Consider the following 25,262-nt stretch of genomic DNA (forward strand, 5'->3'; position numbering starts at 1 on the left):
TAGAAGTTATTGCATTTTAACAACTGGAGAAGCAACAATAGAAATGATTGAGAAATATATTCGCTCTCAAGCAGGAGTTAAAGATTAAAAACCGTTCCGATTCATCTCCCTCCTAGTTAGAGGAGGGGGTTTTCTCGAAACATCTAGATAAAATATCTAAATTAATTAATAAGAGTAAATAATTGTAGCATGGCCATGAGTACTAGGAATACTTGAATGAATATCAACTGTTACTTTGGTTTTATGCCAAAAGCTTGTTGAAATATTACAAATAACTGCTTGTCCAATGGTTATATTATCCCAATGGCCGCCACCACCATCACTGGAGTTAACAGTGGCACTAAATATTGCATCAGGACTGTTTATAGTACAAGAGATGTTAATAGTAACACCAGCCCCATATTGCTCAATCTCATAATGATAATTACCATTTGCATCTAAATCAAAATCAATTTCCTGAGTTCCAGAACTTTTTAATGAAACTGGTTTCGTAGAATCATTGATTGTATTTGATTTATAAGCCTGTAGAGTTGATTGTAAATCATTGCGAACGCCTTCAAAAATAGACTTAAAGACTTTATCCATATGTACACCTCCAAAATGACATTTAATGCGCAAGTACTTAAAATCATAATAACACAACGTTCATTAATGTGCAAGTATTTAAAAAATAACATTAAAAAACAAATTCATCATAATAGAATGAAAATATAGCAAATTGCTTCACAGTAATACAAAAAAACAACCTTGAGATAAATATATAGACCTCAAGGTTGTTTTCTCATTAATTTTGACTTGACTCTTCGGTTCACAAACTGTCTTTATGGCTGGTTATTTAGTCTTTTAGAAAAACATGTTAATCGGGTTTGGTATTAACTGGTTACTAATTTCCCAAATTGTTTAGGCAAATGAAAATTAGGATACTCGAATTCTATATTGTTCCAAGTAGCATATTGTGGTTCTGTTTTACCACCACATCTATAGAAATTACCGTACCAAGTCTCATTCTCATACTGAATTCGTTTACCACTCATCTCTTCTAGTACCTCTATAGGTATCGCTATTAACAATTCCCAGTACCTATCATCTTCTGCTTCATTTTTTGTTTCTGTTTGTATGGAGGAAGTTATGTTTATCCTATTTGCTTGCTTTTCATTACAAAATACTCTATTACCTTCTTCATCTTTATAACTCATATGTAATACTCCACAGCAGTTTATTTCAATATTGAAATATCCTCCACCTAGATTATCTTCAGGTGTAACAAAAAATTCGAAACAACTATCTAAATAAACATCACCATTTAATTTGGTTTCCTTACTATAACTATGAATATCTTCACAATACGCTTTTATTTTAATATAATTTTCATGTATTAAAGTTTTCACGTGGGTAGTCTGTTTCAGTCCTTTTTCATACCAAGGATAGTTATCAATAGTCAATCCTTCAATGTTGTCCCAATTAATGTTCTTTTCTTTAACCATCTTAACATTGTATTGATTCATAGCTTCTCCTTTTTATCATATTTTATCTTGTATATACTCAGCTGCTTCTTTATCAAGTATCAGTATGACATGTGGATGTAATTGTAAAATAGAAGCAGGTACATTAGGTGAAATTTCTCCAAATAACATTTTGTCTATTATCTTGGCTTTAGCTTCTCCATTGGCTAAAAGTACTATTTTCTTTGACTGCATTATTGTTTTCATTCCCATACTTATTGCTTCTTTTGGTACTTCATCTATTGAATCAAAGAATCTTGAATTAGCTTTTATGGTTTCTTCATCAAGCTTTACTTTATGAGTTCCTGATTCAAATGTTAAATCAGGTTCATTAAAACCAATATGTCCATTTGTACCAATACCTAACACCTGTAGATCTATGCCTCCAGAATTATATATTTTATGGTCATACTCATAACACTCTTTTTCTATATCTTCAGCTCTTCCGTTAGGTATATTGATATTATCCTCACTAATATTAATATGATTGAATAGATTATTCTTCATATAATAATAATAACTTTGATCATTAGTTCTATCTATAGGATAATATTCATCTAGATTGAAAGATTTCACTTCACTGAAATCCACTTCATCATCTTCATACATTTTTACTAACTCTTGGTACATTCCTACTGGAGTTCCACCAGTAGCTAATCCCAAAATGCTATTGGGCTTTAGATTCACTTGTGAAGCTACAATCGTTGCTGCTTTCTTACTCATCTCTTCATATGTGTTTGCTACAATTATCCTCATACCTCTAATTTGATTTTTCATATAATGTCTTTCCTTTCCCAATAGTATAATATATGTTTAATTCATCATCGATAACTGCAATATCTGCATCTTTACCAATTTCTAAAGAACCTTTTCTATCATCTACACCTATATATTTAGCTTGATTGATAGTAACTAAATCAATAACTTTTTCTAATTCGTATTCAGTGTATTTTGTAAAATTATATACTGCTCGGTTCAATTTCAATGAACTACCTGCTATAGTTCCATTAGATAACATGCACTTACCATTTTTTAATGTTACATCTTGTCCTCCAAGCTGATATTCTCCATCACTGAGTCCAGCTCCCATAATAGCATCTGTAATCAATAATATTTTATCAACACCTTTTATTCTTGCTATCAAACTAAATAAAACAGGATCAACATGAATAGTATCTGCTATTAATTCACATCTTATATCAGAATTCATTACAGCCCCAACTACACCAGGTTTTCTGTGATGAAGTCCTGTCATAGCATTAAATAAATGTGTTGATGAACAAATTCCTTTTTCGATTCCTTTAATTGCTTCATCATATGTAGCTGCTGAATGCCCCATAGAAAATTTTATATCATATTCTTTTGTATATTTATCTATGAATTCAAGAGCTCCTTTTACCTCAGGTGCGATAGTAATAATTTTTATTATATCTTCATAACCTTCTATTACACTTGAATGTGGTTCAATAATAAATTCTTCTGACTGTGCTCCTTTGAATTTCTCACTTATGAAAGGTCCTTCTAAGTGAGTACCTAACACTTCTGCTCCATAACTTTTGTCTTCTATAATTTCTTTAATTGTCTGGAGTGATTTCCTTATAATTGGTACATCCATTGTCATGGTTGTTGGTAAAAATGATGTTACTCCATTTTCTGCAATCAATCTACTTATGGTCCTTAATCCATTGATATCTCCTTCCATAGTATCATGCCCTTTATATCCATGGATATGTACATCAATAAAACCAGGCACCACATAATTGCCTTTTGCATCAATTATTTCTAGTTCAGTATAATCATCTATCTGATTGCTATCAATAATTTCGCTGATTGTCTCATTGAAAATAATTGCTTTGTTTTCTATGAACCTACCATCAATTAAAATTTTTCCGTTTTTAATACATTTCATGTAATCACCCTTTCAAAGTATTATTTAATGCATATATAATTAATGATTATCATTTTAATATATATTTATTATTGTTTCTTCTTTCGTTACCTTCATTTACGATAGATATAATCAGTCGAGTATATCATTGATTGTTATTTCTATAGCAATATTGACAGCTCCTATCAAACTAGATTCTTTCCCTCTGGCAATATTGACAGATGTGTGAAATGGAACTAATTGAGATACTACTTCATTAATTTTATTAATTACTGATTCATGTAGATTAGGTATATCTCCGCTAATGATAACATTTTCAATATCTAGTAAAGACGTTATATTAGCAATAGTTATGCCTAAGTACATGGATACTTTCTCTATCAGTTGTTGACAATAAGTATCACCTTGTTTTAATGCTATTGCAAAATTACGCATTGATATGTTATCAATATTGCCATTACACAATTTGTACAATATACTTTGATTTATTTTGTTGAAATCTTTTTTTATGATTTTGATTATACCTGTCTTAGATGCTACTTCTTCAATATTTACATAATTACCATCAGCTTGAATATTGGGTATAGTGAAACCTATTTCCCCTGCACCCTTTCTATCACCTTCATATAATTTACCGTTAATTATCAATCCTGCTCCAATACCTACATCTACACTTATATATAAAAGATTATCTATGTCCAACAATCCTGTAATTATTCGTTCCCCGATTACAGCTAAATTTATATCATTCTTAATTATGGTCTTAGCATCAAATGCTTTCTCTATAGCATTAGTCAGTTTCTTTAATTTTATCTGGTTAACTTTCTCTGAAAGAATATTGGGAAACGTTCCATTACTTATAATTCCTGGATAAGATATGCCTATACAATAAATATCTGATTTCACGATATTGTTGTTGTGTAAAAAATCTTCTATGAAAGCTAAACAATCTATGTCATCTGGATGATTATATTCAATATCCAATGTATATTTCACATTACACAATAAGTCGCCAAGAGTTATTTTAAATCGTCTCTTGGAAATATCTATTCCCAACACGTATTTGAAATCTTTATTAAAGTTGACCAGAATGGATTTCTTACCTAATTCGTTATCACCTTTACCCTCTTCAATCAAAATATTCTCTTCTATTAATTCGTTAGTGTTTTTTGATATGGTTGGCTTACTAACTTCAAGTATCTTAGCTAAATCAGCTCTTGACGTTGCACCATTATGCATCAGATATTTTACTATAGCTTTTTGATTATTCTTTTTTACCATTGATTGGTTTCCAGCATGAGTCATAAAAAATACTCCTTGATATATAGTTAGTAAAGTTTATTTACTTATTATTATAATACTAACTTTTCATACCATTGTCAACATTATAAGTCAAAAATATACCAATTTTTAATTACCACTATTAATTTTTTTATAAATAAATAGAAAAAGGTTATTCCTAATAATTTCAATAATAAAAGAAGACGATTCAATCCTCTTGGATAACAATCGTCTTTTATAATATTATTTATTTAATTATAATAAACTCAATCTCTATATATTCACTAGATTAACAACCATACCTATATCAATTAACTTGAAATTCATTGGATACTCCATCAAAATCACAAATTTTTCCTGTCCATCCATTTTTATATGCCCCATGATGAACTATTCTATAAATTCCATCAAGTGTATCTTCTGGAATTGTCCATTTGATTTTTGCAAGAGAACTTCCCCATACTGGATCTTTTCTTATCCATTTGTATTTCGTTTCAAAATCCCAATCGTTAGCGATAGTTATCCATTCACCATCAACCTTATGTTGAACTTCCAAGTAAGTTGATTGTATCTTCAAATCATTCTTAGGATGTCCAGTCCAAAAACTAACAGTAACAGTTTCACCAGTATTGTAAGAAGAGTCTACTTGTTGTTCAACATCACCGAATTCTTTTCCTATTGGAACATTGTCTAGTACTACTCCTGTTTGGAAACACATCTGCTCATCAATCAGATTACGAGGTGTAGGACCAGAATCTGTTACTGCACCACTTTTCATATCATTAGCTAACCCATGAAACTCTTGAATATATGCTGGTAATGTCCACTTTCCAAAATGGGTTGATGCCCCTTCATAATGCTGTACATCATATTCTTCAGGTGTCGCTACATAACCACTATATGCATTAGATAACCCTGCTATAACAACCGTATGATCTATATCTGAACCACTATCCATTGTTTTTTTAATAATCGACTTAAGTCTTCTTCCAGACATTGATGTGAATTCAGCTGGAACAGCTACTAATACTAATTGTCCAATCTGTACAATCTGTACTGGTAGTATCTCTGGCGTCCATGGATATGGTTCTCCTTTACCAGTAGCGAAAAGTATTGGTTTTGGATAATGTTCATCCCAGAGTTCAGGGTATTTCAAACCATTTACAGTATTGATTTCAGGTATTATATTGAGGAATTGTTGAGCGGTCTTTACTAAGTTGCACCCCTCCTCTATAGGATATTCATCTGCTTTCATTCCTTCATGAAACATGTCTATATTACTTGGTCCATCTTCTGCACCGCATGCAAAAGAATATCCAATAGCCGCATCATAAGTTGCCATCATATCATCTTCTGATATTTCTGTAGGTACTTCACTATATGATTTATAGTTGATATATTCAGGTGCAATATCTATATCAGAAAAATCTATATATTTATGCCTATAATCAATACTTCCATCTATAAGTGTATAAGCTCCATCACTAAGTTCACAACATTTCTCATATTGTTGTTCTCCTGCATACTTGGTGCTTTCAAAGTCATTGTCTCCATATCCTTGTTCACCACCATAAATATTAGGTGAAGAATCTCCACAATCACTTTGCGCAAAAGCTGCTATAAAAGTTTTCTCCGCCATATATTCTGTACCCATATCATTTTCAAATAAATAAGAAGCATAACCTTTATTATCGCTGGATATCAAGTGGTTATCATTACCCATTGATGTTGGATGAATAGGGAACCAATTAATTATACCTAATAATTCATCATCACTATTCTTCAAATTAAGCATCACCATATCTCTATCAACATCATCTTCAAACATATCTCTCTCAGCCTCTTCATTATTATTGTAAGCTTCTATAGACCTGTTGATACTTGTCCCTTGAAGTGTTGAAGAATTAATCTCAATATAGCCTGGTTCCAAGTTATTATGAGCTCTTACTATAGATTGGTATATACCATCTACTATGCACTCATAATTTTGTTCAATATACCCATAAGCCGATATATTGTATAACGCATAATGCGAATGACCAGCTGGTCCACTATGTGTATGAGTAGCGCTTAATAATACGTTCTCATCTCTATATAAGTCACCATAAGTTTTGTGTAATTTCCTCATTACTCCTTGTTTTACACCTTGAAATATTTGTCCCAGATCTGCGCTGACAAATACAACTCTTTTATCTTCATTCGTTATTACAAATGCTCTTGAACGAAGCCTCATATGTATTCCACCAGTCGTTTGATCACTACTGGCATACCCCATCATAACAACTTCTGCCGCAGGTCCTGTTATGTCATATATTCCTGTACCTATATTGAAATTACTTGTGTTTTCATTAGCATATGAAGCATGAGATGTAGATATAACTAGTAACATTATGGAGCATAAAATTACAACAGATTTCTTAATAAACATTAACATACATAACCCCTCCTTGTCCTAATGATATAATATATTCTTGTATACTACTATTTATGAATGTACTAAATGGGACAGGGTATAGATAGTAATTGATTCTTTTGTTTTAGATTATAAAAGATATTTATGGTGAGTACTTACTTAATATTAGTTTGTTTTGGAGGGGAATGTTTTTGTTTTTTTAGGGAGCGAGAATTTAGGTAGTATAAATATAAAATTATAATTAGTTTTTATTAGGGGGCTAACGGATATGTACGTAAATCCTATCCCCATAAACACTTACGACCAATTAACAGGCAATTCAATCATCACCTTCCCCCCACCAGTTTTTGCTGAATTATCTATAGAAAGAATCCCCCCATGCTGCTCAGCAATAGATTTTGCTATAAACAACCCCATACCATAATGATTTTTTGCGGTTCTACTCTTATCAGCCATATAAAACTGCTGAGTAGCATTTTTAAGTGCATCAGAAGAAAACCCTTGTCCATAATCAACAACGCAAAACCGAATACTATCTCCCATGCCTTCAACCTTAAAAATAACCTCCCCATTTTCAGGTGAAAAATCCACAGAATTGGAAACAATATTCATAATAGCCCTTTGAAGCAAATCATAATCTACATTTATATACTTCAGAAGATTATGCACTTGAAAATCCAAAGTCAACTTTTTAAAGGTAACTAAAGCATTAATTTGACTATGCATACTATCAATAAAACATTTGCTGTCAACAGGTGTCTTTCTGAGAGAATACCCCACTTCCGCTTTTGAAATCTCTATAAGCGTTTTTATATATTGTTCCATTTGGTTGGTGCTATCTTTAATAAAGGCAGTATATTCCTCTTGCTCTTGTGTTTGTTCGGTTTTCAATAATAAATCCACATTTCCACGTACAACCGTAAGAGGAGTTTTTATATCATGTGCGAGAGCTGATATCTGTTTTCTGCGTTCTTTTTCCATTCTCCATTGTTTTTTTAGTGAGGTTTTCAGCGTTTCTTTCATCTTATCCAAAGACCAGAGCACATTGTCAATTTCTACTATCCCACTGGATTCAACGGTAAATTCTAAGTCTTGATTCTGTATTTTCTCCGTTGCATTTTGCATACCGCTCATTTTTCGAACCAATTTTTTCCCAAATAGCGAAGCGAAGAAAAAAGATTCTAGTAAAAATCCTATTCCGAATAGAATAAAAAAGAGAATTTCAGGATAAGGTAGTAAACGTCTAAGCAATGAGGAGCTAAATTGTGCCCTGTAAGTATATCGCACTATACAGATCTCATCTTTTCTTGGAATTGATAAATAATGATAATTTAAATATATCTTACTACCTTTTACTTGCGTAAAATTCCATACCTGAGTCGCTTCATTTCCAGGAAAATTACCTGAAATATATTTACCCTCTAGTGTAAAAACGGCATATCTACAATTTTCTGGAATCAAATCTACTGTAACCGCTTCACTGCTTGCAATTCTATCTTTCATCTCAAAAAGCTGTCTTTCACTAAAATAACCGGGCAGAATTGTACCATTTGATGACAATATTTGGAAAGCAACAACTAAAAATGTCGCCAGTAAGAATGTAGTCATACAAAATATAAGTAAATATTCAATAAAAATAGTACGAAATTTTTTTGATTTTCTCCCATGCAAAAGTTTTTTTAACACCATTTATACCCAATCCCCCAAATAGTTTCTATAGGTAAAACCTGAAATTTACTAAATTTTGCTCGAATATTTTTTATATGTACAACAATTGTACAGCTATCACTTTCACCATCATATCCAAAAACTGATTCGTAGATTTCTTCTTTTGAAAAAATCTGTCCTCGATTTTTTGCTAGTAATTCACAGATTTCATATTCTGCTTTTGTAAATGGAATCGTTTCATTATGAATTGAAATTTCTTTACCAGATAGATTGAAATGAATGTTCCCTACGCAAAGTACATTACGATGTTGTCGCTTCTCCCTACGAAGATGTGCATTAATACGTGCTTGCAATTCACCGGCACCAAATGGTTTTAAGATGTAATCGTCAGCGCCTTCGGATAGCCCAACCATAATGTCATTCTCCATCGTTTTTGCCGTAAGGAAGATAATAGGACAATCTACTTTATCGCGTATCTGACCACAAAGGGTAAAACCATCTACATTGGGCATCATTACATCTAGAAGAATCAAATCAAAATTTCCCAACTGCAAATCAAATATTTTCTCAGGATCACTGAGGGCAGTGACAATATGATGATCCATTTGCAGGATATTTTTTATCAGTGTTAGAACTGCTTTTTCGTCGTCAATTGCTAATATACTTGCCATGACCCAGTATTCCTCCTTGTTATCAATAACTTTTTTCTGATCTATATTCTACAAAGCATTAAATTTTTTTATTTTACTCCTCGGTTTTCTTCCCTTCCCAACGTGTAAACCATATAATTACAAAAGCGAATATAAGAACCGTTTCAATACAACATAAAGTAATTGCTGCGTTTATTTCTGGGTTTATGGGTATTACTCCACCTAATTGAAAAAATGGCTTAAGTAGGCGCAATGCCCAACTACAGGGAATAAAAATCCACCATTCATCTCCTAGTCCTGTTAACAACAAAAGAGATATCAAGCTTTCTACAATTCCAACTCCAATAGAAACATTTTTATTAAATCTAAGGCTCAAAAAAAGATGAAAGAAGTATATAAAAAGGTTACCTGCATATATCAGTATAGCACTATGAAGATAAAAATTCACCCCAAATGGTACTTCATGTAAAAATATCGCTAATCCTGCCTTAAAACCAAATGAGGCAAGCAGTGAAGAACCAAAGCCAAGTAGCAAAAGCATAACAGTCATACTGAAAAATGGAAGCAACTTGGACGGACCGGTAAGCAATCCTTGAAAATTTCCTGCATCAGATTCCTGTTCAGCAGTCATAGAACAGACCAAACCGATAGCTATTGGGAATGCAGAAGCCATTGCTCCCAGAAAAGATTCAACCATGGAACCAGCTGCTTGCTCTTTAATGACATAAGAAAAAAGAAACAGTACAATACCTGCAATTGGAACAAGGATATGCACCCACAAAACAGAACTCCTCTTTATTTTCATAAAATCAGATTGCAAATAACGTAAAAATGTCTTCATTTATTTCGCCTCCAATTTTCTGTATGGCAATTCTGTAAGCAATGATAAAACAACAAACATGATCAAAGTTATCAAAATACCAGGCAAAATTACACTAGTAGAAAGCAACGGATCATTTGGAGGAACCGAAAGACCATTGGGCATAACTTTGATAATAGGACACATCAAACGTGACGGAATTGCATAAGGTATCCACCAACTGGATTCTGTTGAAATAAATATTGTACTAATCATATTGGCTGCGATATTTATGCCAACAGTCAGAAATAGTCCCAATCTTTCCGAAAGAAACATACACAAGGGAATTTGCCATAAAAAAGTAATAAAAAGCACCATGCTTCCTGCGGCGCTTCTAAGGAGAGAAATAGAACTGCCAAACACCACTCCTCCTATTGTTACGCCTAAGAAAAAAATACTGCAAGTGATGAAATGCAAAAAAACACCTGTGCCTATTTTCCCTAACCAAACTGTTTCAGGACTAATTGGAAGACTAAGGATACTACGATAATTCAGTTTCCTCTTATCCTTTTTGGCGATACTTACACAAATTAGAGTAATCGTACCTGGTAATATCATTAAACACCACCAGTTATAGCTGCCTTGCTGACTCAATCTTCCTAATCCCAGCAAAATAGAAATCAACAAAGTAAAAGTTGGTGCAAGCCAAATTAACTTTTTGGTAAACGTACGCTTGTACTTCTGATATTCCGCAAAAACTAATTCTTTCACACTATTCACCCCCTCTTCTATTCATAGAAACTACCTGCATAAACAATTTTTCAAGATCCTGTTCACATGAAGTAGCGTCCTGATAACCCAGTATACCATTAGAGATGATTCCGATATGATCTACAATCTGCTCCACCTCAGATAAAATATGACTTGAAAGAATAACCGTAATTCCTTGCTCCGGAAAAGACTTGATGAGTTCACGCAGCTCTTGAATTCCAATAGGATCCAAACCATTAGTAGGTTCATCCAGAATTAATATCTTCGGATGGTTAAGAAGTGCTATGGCAATACCAAGTCGCTGTTTCATCCCCATGGAAAATTGTCCTGCACGCTTACTTCCCGTATCTGTCAAGTCTACAGTCTTAAGTACTTCATCAATACGCGAAGAAGAAAGCCCAAGCACAGTTGTTCTCACCTTCAAATTTTCTCTAGCCGTCAAATTCTCATATAAAGGAGGAGACTCAATCAATGCCCCAATATCCCTAAGATCTTTCCTCTGCCACGGATGCCCATCAAACAAAATCTCTCCTGATGTTGGACGAAGCATTCCAGTAAGCATCTTAAGAATAGTTGACTTACCTGCACCATTTGGACCAAGAAGTCCATACAACGAATTTTCCTCAATAACAAGCGAAACGTTGTTTACCGCTTTTTGCTTCTTAAATGTTTTGCATAAATCTCTAGTCTGTAAAATAATATTTCCCATATTTTTTCATCCTCTCATTTGTTTAAAGTAATAATAAATGAAAAATATAAAGAATCTCTAAAGATTTGAATTTCTTAATAATCAACTTGCCATTTTCCCAAACACTAACAAACTAATTACTCTACACTGCAACTTAACATGATAAATAATTAGTTTTACGCAGTCCGATCCTTCATGGAGTAAGGCGCAGTAAAACTAATTATTTATCACCTACGTACACTCCCGTTAGTCCACACCCCCAAAACTAAACAAAAAAAAGACCCAGGATATCCCTAAGCCTTTTATATAAAAATATTTAATTCCTATGTACATCAATTTTTATACATAATCATAATCATCCGGCACCGTAAAACTCTTCTTAAACACACCAAGTATAATACAAATACCACCCATTATCAAATACCCATAAAAATACTGATTAAAACCTATTCCTAAAGAAGGAGAATGAATGAATCCAAAAATCGCCAAGACCGCAGCTACTAAACTGATATAACCAGCTTTATCTAACCTCTTATCAATAATGAAAGCCGTCATAGAAGCCCATATCATACCCGTCAATATTGCTCCATACTTCAGTTCCGTTACCCCAGCCCACATAACTCCTTCATTAGTCAATGCCGATGCTATGTCAGGTGTAACTTCATATATTCCTTGTGAAGATAATGCCAACGTTACTTCATTATACACATAATCAGCAATATGAGGTATAAAAGCTATTACCACTGCCGCTCCATGTCTGAAAGGTCTTGCTTCTCTGAATGCTTGAACAATTATAGTTATTGAACACCATATAAATGTAATAGCCGCAATTACTGGAGGCATCAATGAATTAATGAATGCATATGCACCGAAAATTCCAGCTGCACCTAATATGAGTCCAGAAATCCATGAATAACCTGAACCCGCTTTACCTTTTTTCAGACTTGCATGTCCAAGCCAAACTGTGTTAGGTATAACACCACCGAATAAAGCTGATAACATAGTCATTGAACCATCTGCAATCTGAGCTTCACGTACATTATACTTATCACCTGCAGCAATAGCAGATTCTACATTATCCATTGTTTCTATGAAATTATATATCTGAATAGGTATAATAACAGCAAGATATGGACCTATAAGTTTCAACCCTTCTACGATTGCATTAACTCCATCAACAGGATTAGTTAATTTGAACCCGAATCCGCTCATATCTGGTTTAACTCTGCCTAGACAGATGGCATATAATATACCTCCCAATACAGCTACTAATAATGCCGGCACTTTCTTAGGAAATACATATCCTCCTATTAATCCGATAATAGCAATAATCAACACAGGCATACCTAATATTGGATCTGCATATACATCATAGAATCCTTTGTTAATCATCCAAACCAAAGCGATTCCACCAACTGTACCAAGTAAAGCTGCACGTGGCAAGAATTTTCTTAAGAATGGTCCAACAAAACTTCCAAGTGCTTCTATTACACCACCTAAAAATGTAGCTGCAACTGCTACCATCCACACTTTTTCAGGATCTCCTATAGCAGCATTCAATGGTGCAATTACTCCCCATAGATAAACGAACATTGCTGGAGTACTAACACCAGATGGAAGAGCTGTTACATCTGAACGTCCTTCTTTTTTAGCAAGTCTATTTGCCATCCATGCATAATATATCCCTGAACCCATGAGTCCAACTGACATACCAGGAATAACTCGTCCAAAAACTAAATACTCAGGCCATTCAAATACGTAAAGCAAAACTCCGATAATGATAATATAGTTTACTATATTACCTGCTAAAGCATAGGCTATACCACCTATATCACCACTTCTGAATAAAGGCAATTTTTTCTCTTTCACTTTTCAGTCTCCTTTTTAGTTTTTGTGTCATTTTACTGTCTTGAATCAGAAATCAATCTTATTCTTATTAAAAGATCAATCCCATTTCATTTAATTCTTTCTTTACTTCTTTATACATATCAAGCCACTCTTCTATAGGTTCAATAGTATCTACGTTATATGCTTCATTAAATGGCTTACCATAATTGCCACCTTCCATTTCAAACACATGCTCATACTTATCTAATAATTTTAATACTATTTCGTTAGCCTGCTCACGAGTAAACTTGTTATCAACAACAGCTCGTCCTACTTCACCCATCAATCTAACTTCAAGTCCAGTACCATGAGGAACCAATCCGTCAGCAGCTCCAACACCTTCTAGATGTCCCCCAGAAACAGTTGCTGTTATGGCATTAGCTGATACTTCATATAATAATTCTTTTGTCAATGCACCACTTTTTGGATATACATCACAGAAAATGATATTTGGAGCATTGTTAGCAAAAGCTTGACAAGCCATACTATGAACATACATACTGCCGCGTGTAGACGTCGCAACATGTCTTAGATCAATTGGATGACATAAATGATAATCCGCTCTGCACATAATATTTGCAGCCATGATAGATGCAATCATCAATAAAGCTGATCCTGCTGCATCTCCACCTAATCCGCCAACCATTGTACATGTAAGTCCTGCATTTCTCATTCCATAATCTATACTACTTGCTGTACGAACCATATTATCTCTATCAATAACCAATTCATTAAGCATTACAGTTAAATGACTATCACAAGATCTTAATCTATCAGCTCCAACTGCTGCTAAGTCTCCTATTTCAGAAACAGCACTTTCTGCTGCTAACATTCCCATTCCAGGACGACCAACTTCTCTTGTTGCTTCACGTAATAGATCAAGCTCTCTTCTGACTGCCAATAATTCAGAAGCTTCTTGTTTCCTTACAGGATATCCATCAACTGTTGTTAATGATCCACATGTTATCAAATCAACAACTTCTTCTTTTGCCCAGCTTTTTACGGTCGGTTTAAAAATCTCTTCAGGTGTAGGACAACCTGGATTTCCAGCCCATACTAATGGATATCTTGTATCTTCAGGCTTTCTAGCGTATAGAGTTACAGCATCTTTACCTTCACCCATTAAAATCTCTTGTTTTGCATTTTTCAATGCTTCATTTATTTCTTCTTCTGTAAGATATATTCTTCTTCCTTCTGTTATGTAATACACTCCAATATCAGAGATTAATTCTTTAGCAGCTTTAAATGTATTTTCTATAAGTGTAGCATCTGTTGGGATAATAGTGTCATTATCAAATTTCAAGTTATATTTGCTAATTAATTCCATTGTCTTGATTACGATATATTCAAGATCCCAATCTTGTTTGTCAATCTTTTCTCCATTATGTGCTCTTTCTAGTAATTCTAAATAATGCATACATTTTACTCCTTTTTATTTTAGTTTGTTTAAATTAATTCTCAACATATATATTGATAAAATCAAATATAGAAAAATCGAATAATCCTTTGGTACATAATTTTATTTCTGGTATTACAACAAGGGACATAAATGATAATGTCAATAAAGGATTTATCTCTACTTTTGGCGCTATAACTCTAATCATCTTATTCAATTTAGCTAAATCATCTATTACCACGTCTGATTCTCTAGTAGTGATAAGCCCACCGATTTCAAGATTCAGTTTAGCAATGACCTTATTGTCATTAACTACTACAATACCACCTTGCATATCTTTAATCGCTTCAATCGCTTTTAGGATATCATCATCGTTAGTTCCAACGACTATAAGGTTATGTGAGTCATGGGATATTGTAGTTGCAATTGCTCCTGACTCTAATTTTAGACCTTTCAATATACCTTTGCCAATACTTCCTGTATTTTTATGTCTTTCAACAACAATAACTTTCTGCTGGTCCTTTTCTATGTCTACTTCAAAATATCCTTGTTCATCAACTGATACTTCTTCAATAGTCTTTTTTGTAACTACACCATCATTTATAACTTCTATAATATTAGCTTTATGGTAACCTTTCATGTCAATCTTCAAATCATGTTTTTTTATGATAGGAATATTAATAGAAGAAACTAGCTCTTGAGGTGTTTTACATAAATCTGTTGATATTTTTTCAATTAGCTTTTTATCTTTTACTACCAATTCACCATTTTTATATACATCTATAATATTAAGTTCACGTTCATTATCCACTATAGAAAAATCAGCAACGTATCCTGGTGCAATAGCTCCCTTTTCATTTAGATTATAACATCTACATGTATTATAAGTCGCCATTGAAACCGCTACGATTGGATCTAATCCTGATTCTATTGCAACTTTCACATTATAGTTGACACCACCAATAGTTACAAGCTCATCAAGATGTTTATCATCAGTTGCAAAACTTAATAATCTATAGTTTCGCTCATTGATGCCATGTAAAATATTAGGAAGATCTTTACATACTGTTCCATATCTTACTAAAGTATGAATGCCCCTCCTACTTCTTTCAATCATATCCTTAACACTAGTTGCTTCATGGTCTGTTCTAATACCTGCTGCTGCATAAGCATTCAGCTTATCAATATCAAATCCAGAACAATGGCCATCAATCGTGCATTTCTCATCTTTTGCATCTTGTAATTTCTGTAACATATCTTCATTACAAGATACTACCGCTGGAAAATCCATAACTTCTGCTAGACCAATTACATTTTCATCTTCATATAAAGGTTTTAGATCTTTAGAAAAAAGTGAAGCACCGTTACATTCAAAACTAGTAGCAGGTACACAAGAAGGAAGCATTATATGTACATCCAATGGTACTAGTTTAGCCGCATCAATCATATATTTGATACCATTTATTCCACTTACATTAGCAATTTCATGAGGATCTGCAATAACAGTAGTTACTCCAAAAGGTAATATAGCATTGGAATACTGGATAGGTGTTACCATAGAAGACTCTATATGAACATGTCCATCAACATATCCAGGAATAATTGTTTTACCTGTTCCGTCAACCTCTAATTCCCCTTGCCCTTTGTAATCACCGATTCCGACAAAATAGCCATCTTTTATAGCTATGTCTGATATATATGTGTCTAGATTAAACACATCCACTATTTTGATATTACTTATTACCAAATCTGCCTTCAGTTCCTTAGAAGCCGCTTTAATTCTATTACTTAACATCATGAAAAACTCCTTATGTCTATTGTATTCATAACCAACATTGAAACTTCTTTTTATATGCTTAGAAATAAAAACTTCCTGCAACACAAAAAAAGACTTTCATCCATAGAAAGTCCCACAATTCATAGCAGAATAATTTATATTATTTTTTATATGATAACCAAGAATCAATAATTTATATTGAACACCAACTCTCGAAACATCAATAATTGAAATAATATAATACTATAAATTTCGTAGTCCTGTATTTTACGGTTACAGGGTAGAGACTTTCTCTCCATATTAGAGAATTTATACGAAGCAATTCTATTATAATTATAAAAAATAAGCATTATACCATTAATACAACATATAAGCTTATATGTGATAATAAAATTCTTATATAGGTTTAAAATATTGTATCATATTATCATATTTTGTCAAGTTACTTATATTGTTTTATATTATTTACTTATATTGTTTTATATTATTTATTATTAACTCCATCCAAGTTATTCCATATATGTACGCAATAATAAAAGCCAACCTGTCATAACAACAAGTCAGCTTTCATTGTTACCCCTATTTACTTAACACACTCAGCTCCACGTTCCATAGCCTTGATATTAATAGGAATAAGATGTTCTTTTGATTTACCTAATACTTTCTTAAGTGCTTCTGTAACTGAATCTATGCTAACTACTTTAGTAAGCTCCAAATAAGCTCCTAACATTACCATATTAGCAATCTTAGTATTACCAAGTTCAACTGCTATTTCATTAGCCTTAATATAATACACATTAATATCATCTCTTGTTGCCTTAACATCTATTAACGAACTATTTATTAATAAATTTCCACCTGATTTAATACATTTCTCAAATTTGAATAATGAAGGTTTATTTAATATTATGCCTGCTGTAGCTTTTGTTACTATAGGTGAAGCAACTGGTTTATCAGATACTATTACATTACAGTTAGCAGTTCCCCCACGCATTTCAGGACCATATGATGGCAACCATGATACTTCTTTCTTCTCAGTCATTCCTGCATATGTTAATATCTGTCCTATGGACATAACACCCTGACCACCAAAACCTGCCATAATTATTTGTTCAGTCATTATTATTTCCCCTCCTTCTTAACACCCAAAGGATAAACTGGTATCATGTTATCTTTTACCCAATCAAGTGACTCAGAAGGTGACATTCCCCAGTTAGTAGGGCAAGTTGATAACACCTCTATTAATGAAAATCCTTTGTTATTAACTTGATTTTCAAATGCTTTCTTTATAGCTTTCTTAGCTTGTTTTATGTGTTTAACATCATGTACCGATACTCTTTCTACGTAATATGCTCCATCCAATGTAGCTAACATCTCTGATATCTTAATTGGATAACCTGCAAGTTTTGGATCTCTACCATAAGGCGAAGTTGTTGTAACTTGACCAATTAAAGTTGTTGGTGCCATTTGGCCCCCTGTCATACCATATATCGCATTGTTGACAAAAATTACTGTTATGTTTTCATTTCTTGCTGCTGCATGAACGATTTCAGCTGCTCCAATAGATGCTAAATCTCCATCACCCTGATATGTAAATACTATATTATCCGGTAATACCCTTTTAATACCTGTTGCAACAGCGGGTGCACGGCCGTGAGCTGCTTCATGCATATCACAAGCAAAATAATTATATGCGAATACTGAACATCCTACTGGAGCTACCCCTATAGCTTTATCTTGTATATTAAGATCATCAATAGCTTCAGCTACTAAACGATGGATTATTCCATGAGTACATCCAGGGCAATAATGAAAAGGAACTTCACTTAGAGCCTTTGGTTTTTCAAATACTACAGTCATTTATTGTACCCCCTTCATTATATTTCTAATCTCTGCCAAAATATCATCAGGAGTTGGTACCATACCACCTGTTCTACCGTAGAAATATACGTCTTTTTTACCATTAACTCCAAGTTTGACATCTTCAATCATTTGACCTTTGCTCATTTCTACACTTAAAAATACTTTTACATGATCTTTATCAGCATATTTGCTAATTGGTTCATATGGGAATGGCCATAATGTTATAGGTCTGATTAACCCTACATTAATTCCTTCTTCTTTAGCCATTTCTATAACACTCTTAACTATTCTTGATGTTGTTCCATAAGCAGTTACGATTATATCTGCATTTTCACAATTATATTCTTCATAACTGACTTCTTGTTCTTTGATTAGTTCATATTTTTTATATAATTCTTCTACTTTTTTCTCTAATTCTGCTGGGTCGATATATAATGAATTAATGATATTAGTTTCTCTGGTTCCGTCACATCCAGTTGTAGCCCATTCTTTTTTAGGTAATTCTCTTGCTGGTGGTTTGATGAATTCAACTGGTTCCATCATTTGACCTAACATACCGTCTCCAAGAATCATAACTGGATTTCTATACAAATCAGCTACATCAAATGCACCCATTGTAAGGCTTACCATTTCTTGTAGAGTTGATGGAGCATATACTATCAAGTGATAATCCCCATGACCTCCACCTTTTACAGCTTGAAAATAGTCTGATTGAGCTGGTTGGATTCCTCCAAGACCTGGGCCTCCTCTAACTATGTTTACAATAACACAAGGTAATTCTGCTCCTGCTATATATGAAATACCTTCTTGTTTCAAACTTATTCCTGGACTTGATGATGATGTCATAACTCTAGCTCCTGCTCCTGCTGCTCCATAAACCATATTTATGGCTGATACTTCGGATTCCGCTTGTAAAAAAGTACCTCCGATTTTAGGTAATTTTTTAGCCATATATGCTGGAATTTCATTCTGTGGTGTTATAGGATAACCAAAAAAATATCTGCATCCAGCTTGTATCGCAGCTTCTGCAATGGCTTCATTACCCTTCATTAAAACCTTTTCCATTATTACTCCTCCATTCTATACTTTTAGGAACATTCCTAAACAATTAAATATTGATAAATAATTATTTTTCTACTGTTATGACCACATCTGGACATATAGTAGCACAAAATGCACAACCAATACATTGGTCCATATCAGTAACTGTAGCAGGATGGTATCCCTTTGAATTAATCTTATCTTTTGATAATACAACTATCTTTTTGGGACATACTGTGGTACATAGCCCACATCCCTTGCATAACTCCTCGTTAAAAGTTACCTTTGCCATATGTAATCTCCTTTCATCTAGGAAACACTTAAATATTAATTCATCTTATAAACTTCATAAGAGTACTCAGTCCAATGGATAAAGATATATTTAAATGCACCTATAATTATTATTATTTTATCTTATAGCTTTTGTTTTATTAGCAAAACAACTTAGGACAGTTAAATAGACACACTAATTAACACATCCTAAAATTTGGGTTGCATAAATAAATCCATATAAAATAATTTTCCTTTATGTTTTTCTGGTAATTCTACGGATATATCTTTTTTAGCATTTATGTAAGTTATAGGTATATTGGTTATATCCGATACACTGTCTACTATTTTCTGACCTTGCAATATTATATCTTCAGTTGTTTCGTAGGACAGATTAGTGTTATTGACTAAATCAGTTATTTTTAATCTTGATCTTAGTTCAACCTGTTTCATAAGTTCAATAATATCCTTTGAAGTTCTAGTAAAAGGTCTTTTAATATTAATTACAAAGAACATCCTATAATTACTTGAATCAAAATAACTTTTGAATTGTCCTAGACTCGTTGCCCCATCTTCATCTCCTCCTACATCAAAGAAAACGTTAGTGTCATCCATATTGAAAACACTATAAATAGATGCTGGTAATGAAGGAATATCCAAATTCGTTGTTGCGAAATTAGGAGTTATCACCATAATACCTTTCTTTTCTAAAAAAGGTTTAACTTCAGCAGAACGAAAAAAAGGATTAACCACATCAACATCTACAAGTACAGTTTTCTTTCCTCGCTTGGCAGATTTTAGAGCTGCATTAATTGCCATTTCAGTCTTTCCACTACCAAAATTCCCTGTAAAGATAGAAATATTTAATCCCTTCGCCATATTACACTCCTTTACTTTAATTTAATTGTAATGTCTTTACCAGAAATACATCCATAAATAAATACGACTATATGTTTTTAATAAATAGTACTCATTAATAACTATTTATACTACTATAATAACATATTAAATATAATTTTCCAATAAAAAAGTACAATTAGCTCGTAAATACATGACAATTTTTTGGCTCACTTTTTGTTAATTGTAACCAAATATAAAAAAGATTACATCAGTCCACCACTCAAATACATTAATGTGGTAAATCAAGAAATATTCCATATATTAGTACTACTTCCAATAATAATAACATTAATAAATATAACAGACAAGATTTCTCAGAAAATATATTCTATGAATTTTGTTAATAAAGAGATTCATAATAAAACATATATTAAATAAGTTTATAATATGTATTCTTTTAACAATATTTACTATTAAAATCAATGAGGTAATACTCTATTTTCACATTCCACCTTTATAATTAATTATTAATATCAAAAATATATCCTACAATATATGTTCTAATCACTAATTAAAGCTATAATTAACAGTAATTTACAAAAATTAGATAATGTACAGTTATAAATAGTAATATCGTCTCTTTATTTATTATTATATATTTTATATAATCAGCTTAAACGCAACCAAAAATTGACATAATGTTATAAATTCATTCTTAAGGATTAAGGAGAAGTATAACCCTTGGTAACTATAGTAGGCGAAAGCCTACTTTTACTTACAAAAAATAAATATATAAGGAGAGTGTTTTTATGAGAAATCTTAAAAGTTTCAAAAGCATACTATCATATATGCTAATATTTACGATGATAGTATGTACAGTATTGGTATTTAATCAACCTATTCAAATCCAAGCATCATCAGATACCAATATAGCCCTAAATAGAGCTGCTTATGCATCTAGCACCGCAAATTTTGACGATACGGCTCATCTTACTACAGATGGTTTCGAATCAACGAAATGGCTAAGTGACTCCAGTAGAAAACAATGGATATATGTTGACCTAGGAGAGATATGTGAAGTAAATAGTGTCATTATTCATTGGACGGATTCATATGCCAAATCATATAAGATACAAGCAACAAATGATGTTGGCTCTAATAATGATTGGACTGATTTGTACTCAACTACAAAAGGTGACGGAGATGTAGATGAAATCAGTTTCACTTCTACAGATGCAAGATACATAAGAATGTATGCAACGAATGCATCATCTAACAAAGGTTATTCTATTTCCGAATTCGAGATCTATGGTTCAAAAAATACTTATCCAACTCCAAAACCAGCTCCAGAACCAGAATCAGATGAAACATTATATCTAACAGGAGGAAATTGGAAAGTTCAAAATGCATCATTTGTTTCTGAGGACGGTAATGATATATCTACCTCAAACTATGATGATGACTCATGGATTATAGCAACTGTTCCTGGTACTGTTTTAACTAGTTATCTTAATGTTGGAGCCATACCTGACCCATATTACAGCAATCAGCAGTTACAGATTTCAGAATCATTCTTTACATACAATAACTTCTGGTATAGGAATTCATTTGAAGTACCATCAAGTTATGATGGACAAAAAGTTTGGCTGAACTTTGACGGTATAAACTGGAAAGCAGATATATACGTTAATGGAACACAGGTGGGAAATATTAATGGAGCTTATACAAGAGCTAAATTTGATGTAACCGATTATGTCAATGCAGGTGAAACGAACTATCTAGCAGTATTAATACATAAAGTAGACCATCCCAATCCTGTAAAAGTCAAAAAGTATAACCAAAATTGTTTCAATGGGGGAAAATTAACAGCCGATTCACCAACAGTATTATGTTCTCTAGGTTGGGACTGGATACCTACCATAAGAGGTAGAAACATAGGTATTTACAACAATGTATATTTAAGCAAATCTGGAGATGTATCTATTATAGATCCATTCGTAAAAACAGATTTACCTCTTCCTTCTACATCAGAAGCAGATATTGCAGTAAGTACAGAATTACAAAATAATTCAGGCCAAAATATCAGCGGTGTATTAAAAGGAACTATTGGAGATGTTACATTCAATTACGATGTGACCTTAGCTGCCTTCGAGAAAAAACAAATTGATATTGATAAAGAAATATTTTCTCAATTAACAATTGATAATCCTGAACTTTGGTGGCCTAATACATATGGACCACAGAATCTATATACTCTCAAACTTGAATTTGAATCCGACGACATGGTAACTGATACCAAAAACGTTACATTCGGTATAAGAGAATATACTTATGATGACAACGACAATATTCTAAAAATATCATGTAATGGAGTTAGAATTTTTGTTAGAGGTGGAAATTGGGGATTAAGTGAAGCCATGTTAAGAGAAACAGATGAATCTCTTGATACCAAAGTCCGTTTACACAAAGAAATGAACATGAATATGATACGTAACTGGGTAGGACAAACTGATTTTGAAGGATTCTATGAAGCATGTGATAAATACGGTATCATGATATGGGATGACTTCTGGCTAGCTAATCCATATGACGGCCCAAATCCTGATGATAACGATATGTTCCTTGATAATGCTAATGATAAAATCAAAAAAGTTAGGAATCATCCTTCTGTTGTAATCTATTGTGGCAGAAATGAAGGTTATCCACCTGCTGTACTTGATACAGGACTTAGAAATGCTATAAACCAATTGGATGGAACAAGATATTATTCGCCAGCTTCTTCCAAAGGTGTTGTAACAGGCGAAGGACCTTATAATGTACAAGACCCCAAAAGAATGTTCGCGACTAGAGGAACTACATTCCATACAGAACTTGGTATGCATAGCACAATCAACATTGAAAGTTATAAAAAATTCATTCCTGATGAATATCTATGGCCAATGAACGATATGTGGGGTATACATGATTACTTTGACCATAATCCACTTGAATATGGTACAACAACTGGTGACAGATATGGTGAAATACAAGGAATTGAAGATTTCTGTAGAAAAGGTCAACTACTTAATATGGAAACACATAAATGTAGTTTCGAAACATGGGCAAGTAAAGGAGGTCCTGGTCTATTAGGATGGATGAGTATGCCTGCTTGGCCTTCATTAATATGGCAGACCTTTGATTACTACTTTGACCCAACAGCTTCATTCTTCGGTATAAAAAATGCTTGTGAACCTACTCACATCCTATGGGACTGCAATACTGATAAAATCAAAGTAACTAATAATACAACCTCCAACTATAACGATTTAAAAGCTGAAGCTTGGATATACAATATGGACGGAACTGAAAAATCTTATCAGTCAGAATCTATTGATATTGATGCAATAGGAATAAGCAACTGTTTTACACTAACATTCCCAAATGATTTATCAGATGTACATTTCATCAAGTTGAAACTTACTGATGACAATAATGATGTTATCTCTGAAAATTTCTATTGGAGAGGTACTACATGGCTAGATTATACTGACCTTAATAACATGGCACCTGTTAATCTTGAACCAACAGTTTCTGAATCTACAGACGGATCTACATGTACATTAACAGCTACAATAGATAATACTACTGATCAAATTGCATTAATGGCAAGACTTAAATTAGTAACAGATGAATCTGAGGAACAAGTTCTCCCAGTATATTATGAAGATAACTATTTCTCTTTATTGCCTGGTGAAATAAAAGTTGTAGATATAAGTTTTGATACAGAAAACCTAAATGGCGAAGAACCTAAATTAGTACTAGAAGGTTGGAATATAAATAGAGAACTAGCTGTTCCCACTGGACTTGAAGCAACACCAATTAATGATTCCAAGATAAAGGTTCTGTGGAACGATATATTTGGAGCTACAGGTTATGATCTTCTAGTAGATGGAGATTTAGTTGAAGATGTTGAAAATCCTTATATACATAATGGACTTGATAAAAACTCAACACATACTTACGAAGTAAGAGCTAAAAATGATTATGAGACATCAAGCTACAGTTCAGAAGTCACTGCAACTACAATGGGAGATATATCATATAACTTAGCTCTTAATGCAACAGTAACAGCAAACTCCTCTGTTGCAAATGAAACACCTGAGAATGCAGTTGATGGAATAACTTCGAACAACAGTAAATGGTGTTCAAATACTGACATAGGCGAACAATGGCTAATGATCGATCTAGGTGAGAATTATGATATAAACAGATGGGTAGTTAAACATGCAGGAGCAGGCGACGAAGGCAGTGAATATAACACTAAAGATTTCAAACTACAACAAAGTGATGATGGTGTGAATTTTACAGATGTAGATTCCATAACTGGAAACACAGAAGACATAACAGATAGAGCTATCGACTCTATAAATACAAGATATCTAAGATTATATATTACCAATCCTCAATCTTCTTCACAATATATAGCTACTAGAATTTACGAATTCGAAGTGTATGGAGACTAGAACAGATGTTAATCTAGAATCCCTTA

20 protein-coding genes and 1 riboswitch are annotated in these 25,262 nt (G+C 33.0%); of the genes, 1 reads left to right on the forward strand and 19 read right to left on the reverse strand.

Annotation, left to right across the window (positions count from 1 at the left end):
• Positions 1-165 precede the first annotated feature (165 nt).
• The 19 genes from QMG30_RS20465 to QMG30_RS20555 all read right to left on the reverse strand — a co-directional run bounded on the left by QMG30_RS20465 (position 166) and on the right by QMG30_RS20555 (position 20,773).
• Positions 166-585, reverse strand: coding sequence for a hypothetical protein (locus tag QMG30_RS20465; RefSeq protein WP_281818722.1), 420 nt, complete (start codon positions 583-585; stop codon positions 166-168).
• 287 nt (positions 586-872) lie between these two features.
• Complete coding sequence (locus QMG30_RS20470; RefSeq protein ID WP_281818723.1) at positions 873-1,505, reverse strand: carbohydrate-binding family 9-like protein; 633 nt, start codon at positions 1,503-1,505, stop codon at positions 873-875.
• A 15-nt stretch (positions 1,506-1,520) separates the two neighbouring features.
• Positions 1,521-2,258: a glucosamine-6-phosphate deaminase gene (gene nagB / locus QMG30_RS20475; protein WP_281818865.1), complete on the reverse strand. Its 738-nt coding sequence runs from the start codon at positions 2,256-2,258 to the stop codon at positions 1,521-1,523.
• 4 nt (positions 2,259-2,262) lie between these two features.
• The gene (nagA, locus tag QMG30_RS20480; RefSeq protein ID WP_281818724.1) at positions 2,263-3,411 is read right to left on the reverse strand and encodes an N-acetylglucosamine-6-phosphate deacetylase; all 1,149 of its coding nucleotides are present in this window, start codon (positions 3,409-3,411) and stop codon (positions 2,263-2,265) included.
• Between the two features lie 111 nt (positions 3,412-3,522).
• A complete protein-coding gene (locus tag QMG30_RS20485; RefSeq protein ID WP_281818726.1) occupies positions 3,523-4,695 on the reverse strand; it encodes an ROK family transcriptional regulator in 1,173 nt (390 codons plus the stop codon).
• A 283-nt stretch (positions 4,696-4,978) separates the two neighbouring features.
• Positions 4,979-7,105: a neutral/alkaline ceramidase gene (locus QMG30_RS20490; RefSeq protein WP_281818727.1), complete on the reverse strand. Its 2,127-nt coding sequence runs from the start codon at positions 7,103-7,105 to the stop codon at positions 4,979-4,981.
• Between the two features lie 276 nt (positions 7,106-7,381).
• Positions 7,382-8,773: a sensor histidine kinase gene (locus tag QMG30_RS20495; protein WP_281818728.1), complete on the reverse strand. Its 1,392-nt coding sequence runs from the start codon at positions 8,771-8,773 to the stop codon at positions 7,382-7,384.
• Positions 8,764-9,423 carry a response regulator transcription factor gene (locus tag QMG30_RS20500; protein ID WP_281818729.1) on the reverse strand — a complete coding sequence of 220 codons (660 nt, stop codon included), beginning with the start codon at positions 9,421-9,423 and terminating at the stop codon, positions 8,764-8,766. The genes QMG30_RS20495 and QMG30_RS20500 overlap by 10 nt, the downstream gene beginning before the upstream one ends.
• Before the next feature lie 73 nt (positions 9,424-9,496).
• Complete coding sequence (locus QMG30_RS20505) at positions 9,497-10,243, reverse strand: lantibiotic immunity ABC transporter MutG family permease subunit (RefSeq protein ID WP_281818730.1); 747 nt, start codon at positions 10,241-10,243, stop codon at positions 9,497-9,499.
• Positions 10,244-10,972, reverse strand: coding sequence for a lantibiotic immunity ABC transporter MutE/EpiE family permease subunit (locus QMG30_RS20510; RefSeq protein ID WP_281818732.1), 729 nt, complete (start codon positions 10,970-10,972; stop codon positions 10,244-10,246).
• Position 10,973: 1 nt separating this feature from the next.
• Positions 10,974-11,681 (reverse strand): lantibiotic protection ABC transporter ATP-binding protein, encoded by a 708-nt coding sequence (locus QMG30_RS20515; protein WP_281818734.1) that lies wholly within the window; start codon positions 11,679-11,681, stop codon positions 10,974-10,976.
• Between the two features lie 318 nt (positions 11,682-11,999).
• On the reverse strand, positions 12,000-13,529 hold the full coding sequence (locus QMG30_RS20520; protein ID WP_281818735.1) for a xanthine/uracil/vitamin C permease: 1,530 nt from the start codon (positions 13,527-13,529) through the stop codon (positions 12,000-12,002).
• A gap of 67 nt (positions 13,530-13,596) precedes the next feature.
• On the reverse strand, positions 13,597-14,964 hold the full coding sequence (locus QMG30_RS20525) for a monomethylamine:corrinoid methyltransferase (RefSeq protein WP_281818737.1): 1,368 nt from the start codon (positions 14,962-14,964) through the stop codon (positions 13,597-13,599).
• A gap of 34 nt (positions 14,965-14,998) precedes the next feature.
• On the reverse strand, positions 14,999-16,738 hold the full coding sequence (gene ade / locus QMG30_RS20530) for an adenine deaminase (protein WP_281818738.1): 1,740 nt from the start codon (positions 16,736-16,738) through the stop codon (positions 14,999-15,001).
• A gap of 217 nt (positions 16,739-16,955) precedes the next feature.
• Positions 16,956-17,057, reverse strand: a riboswitch (purine riboswitch).
• A 246-nt stretch (positions 17,058-17,303) separates the two neighbouring features.
• Positions 17,304-17,840 (reverse strand): 2-oxoacid:ferredoxin oxidoreductase subunit gamma family protein, encoded by a 537-nt coding sequence (locus tag QMG30_RS20535; RefSeq protein ID WP_330680808.1) that lies wholly within the window; start codon positions 17,838-17,840, stop codon positions 17,304-17,306.
• Between the two features lie 2 nt (positions 17,841-17,842).
• Entirely contained in the window at positions 17,843-18,580 is a 738-nt protein-coding gene (locus QMG30_RS20540) for a thiamine pyrophosphate-dependent enzyme (protein ID WP_281818739.1), read from the reverse strand.
• Positions 18,581-19,648 carry a 3-methyl-2-oxobutanoate dehydrogenase subunit VorB gene (locus tag QMG30_RS20545; RefSeq protein ID WP_330680809.1) on the reverse strand — a complete coding sequence of 356 codons (1,068 nt, stop codon included), beginning with the start codon at positions 19,646-19,648 and terminating at the stop codon, positions 18,581-18,583. It abuts the gene before it with no gap.
• Positions 19,649-19,709: 61 nt separating this feature from the next.
• On the reverse strand, positions 19,710-19,916 hold the full coding sequence (locus tag QMG30_RS20550; RefSeq protein WP_281818741.1) for a 4Fe-4S dicluster domain-containing protein: 207 nt from the start codon (positions 19,914-19,916) through the stop codon (positions 19,710-19,712).
• A 188-nt stretch (positions 19,917-20,104) separates the two neighbouring features.
• The gene (locus QMG30_RS20555; RefSeq protein WP_281818742.1) at positions 20,105-20,773 is read right to left on the reverse strand and encodes a hypothetical protein; all 669 of its coding nucleotides are present in this window, start codon (positions 20,771-20,773) and stop codon (positions 20,105-20,107) included.
• A gap of 770 nt (positions 20,774-21,543) precedes the next feature.
• On the opposite strand from QMG30_RS20555, the gene QMG30_RS20560 reads away from it, so the two are divergent.
• A complete protein-coding gene (locus tag QMG30_RS20560) occupies positions 21,544-25,236 on the forward strand; it encodes a discoidin domain-containing protein (RefSeq protein WP_281818743.1) in 3,693 nt (1,230 codons plus the stop codon).
• Positions 25,237-25,262 lie beyond the last annotated feature (26 nt).

This window comes from Vallitalea longa (genome assembly GCF_027923465.1).
Taxonomy (GTDB): domain Bacteria; phylum Bacillota; class Clostridia; order Lachnospirales; family Vallitaleaceae; genus Vallitalea; species Vallitalea longa.